This window comes from Massilia sp. P2_C2 (assembly GCF_056404615.1).
This window is the reverse complement of record NZ_JBFUDR010000180.1, coordinates 1-12,669: the sequence shown is the minus strand read 5'-3', so window position 1 is coordinate 12,669 and position 12,669 is coordinate 1. Positions and strand designations below refer to the sequence as shown.

The following is a 12,669-nucleotide window of genomic DNA, read 5'->3' as shown; positions in this document are numbered from 1 at the left end:
CCCTGCGCCGGCGCGGGTGGTGCGGAGGCGGCAGGCATCGCGGCGGCGGCGGCGCCACCCGGCGTAGCCGGACGTGCGGCCGGTGCCGGCGCGGCCTGCGTTGCTGTTGCTCCTGCGGCGGCCGTACGGGACGGCTGGCCCTGCGGCAGCGTGCGCGCCAACGCGGCGGGCGCGGGTGCGGCAACCTGCCCGGATCCGCCCTGGCCCGGACGGAACGCCAGCATGCGCAGCAGGGTCATCGTGAAACCCGCGTACTCGTCCGGCGCGAGGCCGATCTCGTTCCGGCCATGCACGGCGATCTGGTAATACAGCTGCACTTCCTGCGGATCGAATTGCGTCGCGAGACGCTGGATGTCGGCCAGTTCCGGGAGGTCGTCCGGCAGCGCGGCAGGCACGGTCTGCGCGAGCGCGATCCGGTGCAGCAACGTGCCCAGATCCTGCAGGGCGCCGTTGTACGACAGGCTGCGGCTCGCCATTTCATCGGCCACCGCCATCAGGTCGGCGCCATCCTCGTTCGCGAGGGCGTCGAGCAGGCGGATCAGGTAGCTCTGGTCGAGCGCGCCCAGCATGCCCTGCACGGCGTCCAGCGTGACGGCGCCGGCCGCGTAGGCGATGGCCTGGTCGGTCAGCGACAGCGCATCGCGCATCGATCCATGCGCACCCTGCGCGAGCAGGCGCAGCGCCGGCTGTTCGAACGTCACGCCTTCCTGGCCGAGGATGTTTTCCAGGTGGCCCACGATATGGCCGGGCGGCATCTGCTTCAGGTTGAACTGCAGGCAGCGCGACAGCACGGTCACGGGGATCTTTTGCGGGTCCGTCGTCGCGAGAATGAATTTCACGTGCTCGGGCGGTTCTTCCAGCGTCTTCAACATGGCGTTGAAGGCGTGGTTCGTGAGCATGTGCACCTCGTCGATCATGTAGACCTTGAAGCGTGCATTGCTCGGCGCATAGACCGCCTGTTCCAGCAACTGGGCCATCTCGTCGACGCCGCGGTTCGACGCGGCGTCCATCTCGACGTAGTCGACGAAGCGGCCGGCGTCGATCGCGCGGCACGGTTCGCACTGGCCGCACGGCTCGGCCGTGATGCTGCCCTGCCCGTCCGGCCCGACGCAATTGAGCGACTTGGCCAGGATGCGCGACAGCGTGGTCTTGCCCACCCCGCGCGTGCCGGTAAACAGATAGGCGTGATGCAGCCGTCCCGTGCGCAACGCATGCGTCAGGGCACGGACGACGTGCTCCTGGCCGACCAGCGTTTCGAAGTTCCGGGGACGGTATTTGCGGGCGAGGACTTGATAGGACATACCGCGATTTTACCGTAGACCGGGATAGAAGCGGCAACATTAGGCGCTCATCGGCGCGACAAACAAAAACAGCTGCCGCGGCAGCTGTTGAGGTAAGTAGGCGAGCCTGATCTGCGGCACTTGCGGTGAACGGCTTTGGCTGCTTCGTTCCCGACCTGACCAGGTAAACCGAGCCACAATGCGCAGGGGCCCGCCAGCACGCATTATAACCGCTTGTGGAGATGGCGGCACACCGCGTTGCACCGCGTTGCCCCGCGCAAAATAAAGCGCCGGTTGCGGCGCGCGCACCTATATATAGAATGCGCACGCATCCGGCTGCATCAAACGGACGTCACAATCCCAGCTGCTGCCAGATGCCGTCCACGCGGGCCTTCACTTCCGGCGTCATCGTGATCGGTGTGCCCCACTCCCTGTTCGTCTCGCCCGGCCATTTATTCGTCGCATCGATGCCCATCTTGCTGCCCAGGCCGCTGATCGGCGACGCGAAGTCGAGATAGTCGATCGGGGTATTGTCGACCATCACGGTGTCACGGGTCGGATCGACGCGCGTCGTGATGGCCCAGATCACTTCTTTCCAGTCGCGCACATCGACGTCCTCGTCCACGACGACGATGAATTTCGTATACATGAACTGGCGCAGGAAGCTCCACACGCCGAACATCACGCGCTTCGCATGGCCCGCATACTGCTTTTTGATTTGTACGACGGCCATGCGGTAGCTGCAGCCCTCGGGCGGCAGGTAGAAATCCGTGATCTCCGTGAACTGTTTTTGCAGCAAAGGCACGAACACTTCGTTCAGCGCCACGCCCAGCACGGCCGGCTCGTCGGGCGGCTTGCCCGTGTAGGTCGAGTGGTAGATCGGGTCGCGCCGCATCGTGATGCGGTCGATCGTGAACACGGGGAACCAGTCCTGCTCGTTATAATAGCCGGTATGGTCGCCATACGGTCCCTCGAGCGCGTGCTCGAAACCGGACGGGTGGCTTTCATCTGGATAGATATGACCTTCCAGCACGATCTCGGCCGACGCCGGCACCCGCAGCTCGCTGCCGATGGCCTTCGTGAGCACGGTGCGCTGGCCGCGCAGGAGGCCGGCGAACTGGTATTCGGACAGCGTGTCCGGCACGGGCGTCACCGCGCCGAGGATCGTGGCCGGGTCGGCGCCGAGCGCCACCGCGACCGGATACGGCTTGCCGGGGTTGGCAATGCAGTGCTCGCGGAAATCGAGGGCGCCGCCGCGGTGCGCGAGCCAGCGCATGATGACCTTGTTCGGTCCCAATACCTGCTGGCGGTAAATGCCCAGGTTCTGGCGCTTCTTGTTCGGCCCCTTCGTGATCACCAGGCCCCAGGTGATCAGCGGCGCCACGTCGCCCGGCCAGCAGTGCTGGATCGGCAGCCGGGCCAGGTCGACATCGCCGCCTTCCCACACGATTTCCTGGCAGGGTGCGCCCTTCACTTCCTTCGGTGCCATGTCCCACACGGCCTTGACGAGCGAGCCGAGGTCCATGATGTCGCGGAAGCCCTTGGGCGGCTCCGGTTCCTTCAGGCGGGCCAGCACGTGACCGATGCGGCGCAGTTCGCTCACGTCGTCGGCACCCATGCCCAGCGCCACGCGGCGCGGCGTGCCGAACAGGTTGGCCAGAACGGGGATCGGATAGCGCTTGCCGTCCGGGCCGACCGGCTGTTCGAACAGCATCGCAGGTCCGCCGGCGCGCAGGATACGGTCGCACACCTCCGTCATTTCAAGATTCGGTGAAATAGGCGCCGATACGCGCTTGAAGTCACCAATTTCTTGCAACTTAGCAATAAAATCCCGTAGGTCAGAGTAGTTCATCGAATTTTTGGTTCTTTTTTACATCTTTTGAGGGGTGCCAACAATCGCCGGCAAGTGATTGATTTGCCAAAGAATTGATGAGCTCAAGGGTGGACCTTAGATCCAAAAGTAATAAAACACGGAAGTGCTAGTATTGACTTGATATAAACGAGCTTCTACAATCCGCCTACAAATTGAGACGGGCCCGTCCAGCACGTGATTTTAGCCGGTCTCATTCTTTCACGGGGTCGGGGCCCCAGCGACATTTTAAGGAGTGTTTTCACTGGGCGTCTGCCCAACCAACCCCGAGACAGTTGTTTAGCCACTGGGCGCCTCCATCGCAGCGCGGCCCAGCTGTAGCAAGCAATGACGGCGTTCCTCGACCGCAGCAGCGGCGACGGACGGTTTTCTGATGCACGGCATGAGTAGCTCGACCGCTGCGCTTTTGCGCGGCGACGGGATGGCTTTTTCCGCGACAAAGGAGAGACGATGATCCATCGATTCATCGGCGCGAGCGCAAGACTCGTCCAACAGATGGCCAGCCAGCCAGTCACGTGGTCTTCCGTGACCAAAACGGCACGCGGTGTGCTTACCACCGCACAACATACCTTGACCGTATTCGGTCTATCCGCAGTAGCAATGATTGCCCTGCTGTACAGCCGCCCCGATTTCGCGAAACGGGTGTCGGACTTCCTGAGCCCGCATCAGAGCGCGCCCGCACCGGTCGTCGCCAGCAATGCGTCGATCAAGCTGGTGGCAGCGCATGCCGAAACCGCGGTCGAAGTCGCGAATGCCGACACCAAGGCGGCGGCAAACCGCCCTACCCGCCAGCAGAAGTACGTCACGGACTGGCTGTCGCGCCGCTACCGCGTGGCCGGCGACGCCGCCAACATGCTTGTCTCGACCGCCTACAGCACGGCGCACGATATCAAGCTGGACCCGCTGCTGATCCTGGCCGTGATGGCCATCGAATCAGGCCTGAATCCGTTCGCGGAAAGCCCGATGGGCGCGCAGGGCCTGATGCAGGTGATGTCCAAGGTCCACAGCGACAAATTCGAGGGCATGGGCGGTTCGCAGGCCGCGCTGAACCCGGTCGCCAACATCCGTGTCGGTGCCCGGATCCTGAAGGATTACGTGACCCGCACGGGCTCCGTCGAGGCGGGCCTGAAGAACTATGTCGGCGCGGGCGCCATCGACGACGATTCCGGCTACGGCTCGAAGGTGCTGACGGAGTACAAGCGCCTGAAGCAGGTTGCCAGCGGTAAAAACGTTCCGATTTATTTCCCGCCGTCCCCGGCCCCGAGCACGACGCTGAAAACCGTCAGCACGCAGCCCAAGCCGGACACTACCTCCGCCGAGGCGGCACACGGCAGCAGTGGCCAGAACGGCGAAACAGTCGCCGGGCTCTGAGCCTGCCCCCTTCCTGGTCGAAAGCCACCGTTGGCGCAAGCCGCGGTGGCTTTCATTTTTTTTGCGCACTGGCGAATTGATCCATCCCTGTCGACACGGTTTACCGGCAAACCCGTAGGGTGGGCGGCCTCCGCCCACGCGTGACGTACGCGGTTTGTTGACGTTACACGTGGGCACGGGGTGCCCACCCTACCTATTACCGCAGCATGAATTCCGCACGCACAATGAAAAAGGCCGCGGTCGCACGCGGCCTTGCACTGCTGTCTAACGGATTAGTACGCCCGTGTCGAAGCGGCTTACCAGTTGATCGCGTCGACGTAGACGGTACCCGTCCACGCCGCCCCCGTCGTGAAGTTCACGCCGAGGGAATTCAGCGGCGTGACCGACGACGTCGGCACCGTCAGCGTGATCGTGTTCCACGCACCCGGCGTGAAGCTCGTGACCGGGTTCGAGACCCAGTTCCAGTTGTAGTCCTGGAGATAGGGCTCGATCTTCGTGATCTGGCTGCCGGCCGGGATGTAGACGCGGAAGGTGATCGTCGCACCGGACGGCACCACCACGCCGTTCACGGCCACCGACGAGGTGCCCGCCGCCGTGCCGTTGAAGTTCACGGCCAGCGAGCGCTGCCCCGCATAGTGTTGGGCGGTGGAGATCGCGACGCCGCTGATCAGCGACCCGCTGGGCGCCCACAGCTGGTTGTCGGTCTCGAAGTGGAACTTCGTCGGATCCGGGTTGGTGCCGGGGGTAGTCGCGCTCGCCTCGGTCGAGTAGCCGGACGCGCCCGAGCTGTTCACCGCCGCCACACGGTAGTAATACGTCGTGCCGGGATTCAGGCCCGTGTCAGTGAACGTGGTGCCAGTGATACCGGTGACGGACGGCGTCGTGGATTCGTTGCCGGAATTCGCCGTGCGGTACAGCTGGTAGCTGGTGGCGCCGCTGACGGCGTTCCACGACACGGTGACCTGGCCGGTGCCGGCCGTCGCGGTGACGCCCGTGACCGCGTACGGCGCGCCATTCGGCGGCGGCGGTGCGACGCCGCCGGTCAGGGCAGTGACCAGGGCCGGATCGGTGATGGCGCCGGTGTCATACGCGAACGGGGCGTTCGGCGTGCTCCAGTAGAACGTGCTCAAGCCATGCGCGCGGGCGGATTCGCTCACGTACTTGTTCCAGTAGAGCCGGGACGCGTTGTTCCAGGTCTGGTTGGCGCTCGTCAGGCCAGGCGTTGGCGCGGCCTGCATTTCGCCGATCATCACGGGCACGCCCTTGCTGACGAACTGGTCCTTCAACTGCTGGTGGAACGCATCGAGGTAACCCTCTTCGCCCCACGTGGCGTTGCGGCTGGGATTGCCCGAATAGTGGTAGGACGGGCCCCAGAAGTAGATCGCGTTGCCCCACGACTGGTCCGTATGGATGATCGTGAACAGCGACGGCGTGTAGTTGTGGAATTCGACGCCCAGGCGACCCGGGGTCGAGTCGGACGGCAACGCGGTGACCCACGACGCATCCCCCTGGATCGGCAGCACGAGCCAGCGATTGGTGTTGTTGCCGCCGGCGGCGCGCACCGTGTTGACGAAGCTCTGGTAGTACGACATGAGCGTCGTCATCTTCGTGGGCGTGTCGATGACCGGCTCATTCGCGGCCGCGAACGTCAGGTGGTTGTCATAGCCGGCAAACGCGGTGGCGATCTGCGACCAGATCTTGCGGTACTTCGCGTCGAGGGTCGGGTCGACCGTGTTGCCGATGTTGCTGTCGAACCAGCCGCCGTCCCAGTGCACGTTGAGGACGGCGTACATGCCGGCCGCGATGCTGTAGTCGACGGCCTGCTTGACCTTGGCCATGTAGACGGGATCGATATTACCGGAGGCATCGGCGTTCGACATCCACGCGCACGGGATGCGCACGGCATTGAAGCCGGCGTTGGCGGCGGACGTATAGACGGCCTGGCCCGGGATCGAATAGCCCCAGATGGCTTCCAATGAATTGCCCAGGTTAAAGCCGACGGTGGGCATCGGGAACGGCGTCGTCAACGCCGGCTGGCTCGTGGGCTGCACGTTCACCGCGCCGGTGTACAGCGTCGCGCCGCCCGTCTTGTCCCTGACCGTGATGGGCTTCATGCCGGCCGTACTGCCCGGTGTGCACCGGTAGTGCGCCTCGGTGGTGGTAATCGAGAGCGTCGTCATGCCGGCGCAATCGGTCACGTCCAGCGCCAGCGTGCTGGGCAGTTTGCTTCCCAGCACCTGGAAATAGGCCGTCTGGCCCACGTGCAGCGTGGACAGCGCGGTAAAGCCTGAGTTGGTCGAGTTGACGGCACTGACGCCGGCCGCCACAGGTTTGCCAGCCAGCAGCCGGGGCGTTTGCCCTCCGGTATCCGTGCTACTGCCCCCGCAACCTGCAAGCAGGGCAGCGGCTGCCAGCGCAGCCAGAACGAAATGTTTTTTCATACGTCTCCACCTCCAAAAAAGGTTGTTATTGGACGAGTGATCATCATTGGCAGGCGCGGCCTCGAGTTCAATTCCGTTTTCCCGTAATGCGCATGTAAAATCACGGAACTCCAAATTACACATATCGGGTAGCATCGGGCCAGGGCAAACAAAAAGGCCGTCCCGGTTTCCCGGGACGGCCTGCGTACAGCCGACGACAGCGTCTCAGCGGCGCGCGTCTGCTCCAACCTCATCCGGACGCAACTTGCCGGCCAAGCGGTCGAGCACGCCGTTCACATACTTGTGGCCATCGATGCCGCCGAAGGACTTGGCCAGTTCCACGGCCTCGTTGATGACGACGCGGTACGGGATCTCGATCTTGTTCTTCAGCTCGTACGCGCCGAGCAGCAGCACGGCGTGTTCGATCGGCGACAGTTCCGCGATCGGCCGGTCGACGGTCGGGGCAATCACCTCGCGCAGCTCGACCGACTGGGCGATCGTGCCGTGCAGCAGCTCCGTGAAGTACTCGCCATCGGCCTTGTCGAAGCCGTGCGCGCCGCGGATGTTCGCGACGACCGTGGTGGCTGGCTCATTGTTCAGCAGCCATTGATACAGCCCCTGCAGGGCGAACTCGCGCGCGCGGTGGCGCGGCGTGCGGTTCTTGTTGGGGTTGGCGTGCGTGTTCTTGTCAGTCATGATTTTACTCAGTGAAACTTATTCTTCTTCGGCCTGCAGCTCTTCCAGGCCGAGCAGCAGGTTGGCCATCTCGACCGCGACGCGCGCGGCATCGGTGCCCTTCTCGGCCATGCGGGCCTCGGCCTGCTCGTCGGTCTCGGTCGTCAGCACCGCGTTGGCGATCGGCATGCCGTAATCCAGGCCGATGCGCGTGATGCCGGCGCCCGATTCGTTCGACACGAGCTCGAAATGGTAGGTCTCGCCGCGGATGACGGCGCCCAGCGCGATCAGGGCGTCGAACTGCTGCGTCTCGGCCATCTTTTGCAGGGCCAGCGGGATTTCCAGCGCGCCGGGGACGGTCACGTGCAGGATATCCTCGTCGGCCACGCCCAGGTGCTTCAATTCCGCCAGGCATGCCGACAGCAGGCCATGGCCGACATCGGCATTGAAACGTGCCTGCACGATACCGATGCGCAGGCCCTCACCTGTCAGATTGCTTTCAAAAGTTCCTACCGTCATGGCTATGCTTTCTCTTGTCTTGTTGATTAATGGGTCAATGGTACCGCGTTCCGCCTGCTCATTACGAGCTCACCTCGCACCCGGGCTTGGCCAGGTAGCCGGTCACTTCGAGGTCGAAGCCGGTCATCGAAGGCATCTTGCGCGGATTGGCCAGCAGCTTCATCTTGCGCACGCCCAGCTGGCGCAGGATCTGCGCGCCGATGCCGTAGGTGCGCAGGTCCAGGTTGGCCGCGCGGCCGACGGGGCGGGACGGCTTGTCCTGGAACTGGGCGAACAGTTCGTCGGCCGTCTCGGCGCAGTCGAGCAGCACGATGACGCCCGCTTCCGCCCGCTGCACGGCCTGCATCGCGGCCGCGAGATTCCACGAGTGCGACGTCGACGCGCTGTCCAGCAGGTCGAGGATGGACACGGGCTGGTGCACGCGCACGAGCGTCTCGCGGTCTTCCTGCGGCGCGCCGTGCACGAGCGCCAGGTGCGCCGAGCCGCTCGGCTTGTCGCGGAAGGCGACCAGCGTGAACTCGCCGTGCATGGTGGGAAGCAGGCGCTCCGCCACGCGCTCGACCAGGGTCTCGTTCTGGCTGCGGTAGTGGATCAGGTCGGCGATGGTGCCGATCTTGAGATTGTGTTCCCTGGCGAATTCCAGCAGGTCCGGCAGGCGCGCCATCGTGCCGTCTTCCTTGATGATCTCGCAGATGACGGACGCCGGGGTCAGGCCCGCCATTTCGGTCAGGTCGCAACCGGCTTCCGTATGGCCCGCGCGCATCAGCACGCCGCCCTTGACGGCACGCAGCGGGAAGATATGGCCCGGCTGTACGAGGTCTTCCGGCTTCGCGTCCTTCGCCACCGCCACCTGGATGGTACGGGCGCGGTCGGCCGCGGAAATGCCCGTCGTGACGCCTTCGGCCGCCTCGATCGACACGGTGAAGTTGGTGCCGAACGACGTGCCGTTACGGGTCGTCATCATCGGCAGTTCGAGGCGGTCGCAAATCTCTTCGGACAGCGTCAGGCAGACGAGGCCGCGCGCGTGGCGGATCATGAAGTTGATCGCCTCGGGCGTGACGTGCTCGGCGGCAAGCACCAGGTCGCCTTCGTTCTCGCGGTCTTCCTCGTCGACCAAAATGACCATGCGCCCGGCGCGCAGTTCGTCAACGATTTCCTGGGTGGTGGAGATGGACATATGAATTCCTCGATACGGACCGGCTGATGCGGAAATCCGCTATTTTAATGGATTTGCCAGTCCTCGGCCGTATCCCCGCCGACCGCAAGGTGCCTCTAGAGTTCCGCTACCACTCCCGTCGCGTCGTTTCGTTGCATAATGACAACGAGTCGGTGTGTCGGCCCTGCGTTACATCATGCCGATTTACAAGAATGCCCTCCGTCGGGCAAGGTAGAATGGTTTTTTCTGTGCAGAGGACGTCGTCGCATGCTCATCCGTATCGCCCGCATCCCGTTCCTCGTCGCCGCCCTGCTCGTGCAGGGGCTGGCGCCGGGCGCACCCTTGAAGCTCGACGATCCGCTCCCGGTCGGGGCGCAGGTCAAGGTCGGCAAGCTCGACAACGGCCTGACCTATTACATCCAGCGCAACCGGATGCCCGAACACAAGCTGGAACTGCGCCTCGTCGTGAAGACCGGCTCCATCCTCGAGGACGGCGACCAGCAGGGCCTGGCCCACTTCACGGAACACATGGCCTTCAACGGCTCGCGCCACTTCAAGAAGCATGAGCTGGTGTCCTACCTGCAATCGATCGGCGTGAAATTCGGTGCCGACCTGAATGCCTACACGTCGTTCGACGAGACCGTCTACATCCTGCCTGTCCCGTCCGACCGCAAGGACGACCTCGACAAGGCCTTTCTCGTGCTGGAAGACTGGGCCCACGGCCTCACGCTGACCGATGCCGACATCGACAAGGAGCGCGACATCGTCCTCGAGGAAGCGCGCCTCGGCAAGGGCGCGGGCGACCGCATGCAGAAAGTGCTGATGCCGAAGATCTACAACGGCTCGCGCTACGCCGACCGCCTGCCGATCGGCCAGGAAGACGTCATCCGCAGCTTCAGGCCGGAGGCGCTGCGCCGCTTCTACCGCGACTGGTACCGGCCCGACCTGATGGCCGTCGTGGCCGTCGGCGACATCGCTCCCGACAAGGCCGAGCAATTGATTCGCCGCCATTTCGCGGGCCTGAAAAACCCCGTCCACGAACGCCCGCGCAGCTACGCGCAAATCCCGGCCCGCACCGACAACGAGGCGCTCGTCGTCACCGACAAAGAAGCGGGCCCGGCATCGATCCTGATCCGCTATCCCCTGAAGCCGTTCCACGAGCGTGCCACGTTGCGCGGCTACCGCGAGCAACTGGTCGAAGCCCTGTTCGCCGGCATGCTGAACCAGCGCCTGCAGGAATTGTCGCAACTGCCCTCCCCGCCGTTCATCGGCGCCAGCAGCGCCCTCTCCCGCCTGACGCCACGCTACCGTTCGTACAATGCCATGGCGGCGCTGGGCATGAACGGCGCCACCGTCGCCATCGACGCGCTGGTGCAGGAAAACGAGCGCGCGCGCCGCTTCGGCTTCACGACGGCCGAACTGGAGCGCATTAAGAAGACGATGATGCGCACCTACGAGCGCGCCTGGAACGAGCGCGACAAGACCGATTCGGCCGTCCACGCCGCCGAGCTGATGCGTAACTTCCTCGAAGGCGAATCGATCCCCGGCATCGACGCGGAATACCGCTACGTGAAAGAACTCGTGCCCGGCATCTCGCTGGGCGAAATCAACGCGTATGCGGCGAACACGATCCCGGCCGATTCCGGCAAGCTGGTGATCTACACGGGCTCCACGAAGACGGAAGGCGACGCCCCGATCCCGACCGGCGACCAGTTGCTGGCGGCCGTCGCCAGCGCCGAGAAGCGTGACGTACGCGCACACGACGAAAAGGCCGTGGCGGCGCACCTGATGGACCAGCCGCCCGCGCCCGGCAGCATCGTCGACGAAAGCCGCGACGAACACCTCGGCCTGACGCGCCTGACCCTGTCGAACGGCGTCAAGGTGATCCTCAAGCCGACCACGTTCCGCAACGACCAGGTGCTGATGAGCGCGGCCCGCTTCGGCGGCCAGAGCCTGTTCGACGACAAGGACGTGTTCAATGCCCGCTATGCCGACACGATCGTCGCCGCGATGGGCCTGAAGGATTTCTCGCCGCTCGACATGCGCAAGATCCTGGCCGGCAAGGCGGCCTCCGTGAGCGCCGGCCTGGGCAACAACACGGACGTCGTCGCGGGCATGGCCGGCGCCACCGACATCGAGACGATGCTGCAGATGGTGTGGCTGAAGTTCGCGGGCGTGCGCCGCGACGAGGACCTGTACAAGTCCTTCATCGGCAAGCAGATGGAAATGGCGCGCAACCGCCTGTCGCAGCCGGGCGCCCTGTTCGGCGACACCGTGCTGACCACGCTGTACAACAACAACCCGCGCGCACCGCGCGCCCTGCGCCCCGAAGACATCCCGCGCATCGACCTCGACCGCGCCATCRACATCTACCGCCAGCGCTTTTCCAGCGCCAAGGGCCTGACGTTCATCTTCGTCGGCAGCTTCGACGTGGCCGCCATCAAGCCCCTGCTGACCACATACCTCGCCAGCCTGCCGACGCCGGACATCCCGACCGCGTACCGCGACCTCGGCATCCGCCCCGTGACGGGCGTCGTCAAGCGCGAGGTGAAGAGCGGCTCGGAAGACCGCAGCACGGTGTCGCTGACGTTCACGGGCCCGACCGACGTCACGGAACTGGAAGAGCTGCGCCTGTCCGCGCTCACGGAAGTGATGAACATCCGCATCATCGACTTGCTGCGCGAAAAGCTGGGCCTGATCTACGGCGGCGGCATGGAAGGTTCGATGACGCGCATCCCGTACAGCCATTACACGATCGCCGTGCAGTTGCCGACCGGTCCGGACAACGTCGACAAGGTGCTGGCGGCCACGTTCGCCGAGATCGAGCGCATGCGCACCGAGGGCCCGTCGCAGGCCGACCTGGACAAGGTCAAGACGAACTGGCTGCAGACGTACCGCAAGTCGCTGCAGGAAAACACGTACTGGCTGGCCGCGCTGCAGACGTCGCTGACGGAGGGCACCGACCCGGGCACCATCCTCACGTTCGACAAGGAGGTGCAGAACCTCACCGTGGCCGACGTGAAGCGGGCGGCGCAGCGGTTCCTCAACACGGACAATTATGTGCAGGTGGTGTTGAATCCGGAAGCCAAGGCAGCGGCGCAGGCCACGAACGAAGCCGACGGGAAGCCCGTCAAACAGGGTTGAACGCCTTGCTGATGCACATTGTCGTAGACAGAATGTATTGACCTACCAACCTCAACGGACGCGGGTTACGCTGAGGGTTGGTGAACCTTTCGGCGCAGAGCCGCAATTGAGGAGGTAGGTCATGAACGAGTTTAGCAAATATGTAGGCCTGGATGTCCATAAGGCGACGATCGCTGTCTCGATTGCGGACAGTGCCGGTGGCGATCCACGTTTCTACGGCGAGATAGCCAACAC

9 protein-coding genes and 1 other RNA gene are annotated in these 12,669 nt (G+C 64.2%); 2 read left to right on the top strand and 8 right to left on the bottom strand.

Annotation, left to right across the window (positions count from 1 at the left end):
* The 4 genes from dnaX to AC1DYX_RS19570 all read right to left on the bottom strand — a co-directional run.
* Positions 1–1,301: DNA polymerase III subunit gamma/tau (dnaX, locus tag AC1DYX_RS19585; RefSeq protein ID WP_477261844.1), on the bottom strand; the 1,301-nt coding region annotated here is incomplete at its 3' end.
* A gap of 96 nt (positions 1,302–1,397) precedes the next feature.
* Positions 1,398–1,496: signal recognition particle sRNA small type (ffs, locus tag AC1DYX_RS19580), an RNA gene on the bottom strand.
* Between the two features lie 136 nt (positions 1,497–1,632).
* A complete protein-coding gene (gene ubiD, locus AC1DYX_RS19575; protein WP_477261842.1) occupies positions 1,633–3,132 on the bottom strand; it encodes a 4-hydroxy-3-polyprenylbenzoate decarboxylase in 1,500 nt (499 codons plus the stop codon).
* A gap of 297 nt (positions 3,133–3,429) precedes the next feature.
* On the bottom strand, positions 3,430–3,609 hold the full coding sequence (locus AC1DYX_RS19570; RefSeq protein ID WP_477261848.1) for a hypothetical protein: 180 nt from the start codon (positions 3,607–3,609) through the stop codon (positions 3,430–3,432).
* Between the two features lie 36 nt (positions 3,610–3,645).
* Between AC1DYX_RS19570 and AC1DYX_RS19565 the strand changes: the two genes are divergently transcribed.
* Positions 3,646–4,521, top strand: a complete 876-nt coding sequence (locus tag AC1DYX_RS19565) for a transglycosylase SLT domain-containing protein (protein ID WP_477261846.1) — start codon at positions 3,646–3,648, stop codon at positions 4,519–4,521.
* A gap of 296 nt (positions 4,522–4,817) precedes the next feature.
* Here the strand turns inward: AC1DYX_RS19565 and AC1DYX_RS19560 are convergent, their stop codons facing one another.
* From AC1DYX_RS19560 to ribBA, 4 genes are all read right to left on the bottom strand, one after another.
* Entirely contained in the window at positions 4,818–6,962 is a 2,145-nt protein-coding gene (locus tag AC1DYX_RS19560; protein ID WP_477261840.1) for a glycoside hydrolase family 5 protein, read from the bottom strand.
* A 204-nt stretch (positions 6,963–7,166) separates the two neighbouring features.
* Positions 7,167–7,637: a transcription antitermination factor NusB gene (gene nusB, locus AC1DYX_RS19555; protein ID WP_477261838.1), complete on the bottom strand. Its 471-nt coding sequence runs from the start codon at positions 7,635–7,637 to the stop codon at positions 7,167–7,169.
* 18 nt (positions 7,638–7,655) lie between these two features.
* Positions 7,656–8,135 carry a 6,7-dimethyl-8-ribityllumazine synthase gene (gene ribH / locus AC1DYX_RS19550; protein WP_477261836.1) on the bottom strand — a complete coding sequence of 160 codons (480 nt, stop codon included), beginning with the start codon at positions 8,133–8,135 and terminating at the stop codon, positions 7,656–7,658.
* 61 nt (positions 8,136–8,196) lie between these two features.
* Entirely contained in the window at positions 8,197–9,312 is a 1,116-nt protein-coding gene (gene ribBA, locus AC1DYX_RS19545; RefSeq protein WP_477261834.1) for a bifunctional 3,4-dihydroxy-2-butanone-4-phosphate synthase/GTP cyclohydrolase II, read from the bottom strand.
* A gap of 246 nt (positions 9,313–9,558) precedes the next feature.
* Between ribBA and AC1DYX_RS19540 the strand changes: the two genes are divergently transcribed.
* Positions 9,559–12,435 (top strand): M16 family metallopeptidase, encoded by a 2,877-nt coding sequence (locus AC1DYX_RS19540; RefSeq protein ID WP_477261832.1) that lies wholly within the window; start codon positions 9,559–9,561, stop codon positions 12,433–12,435.
* Positions 12,436–12,669: the final 234 nt, after the last annotated feature.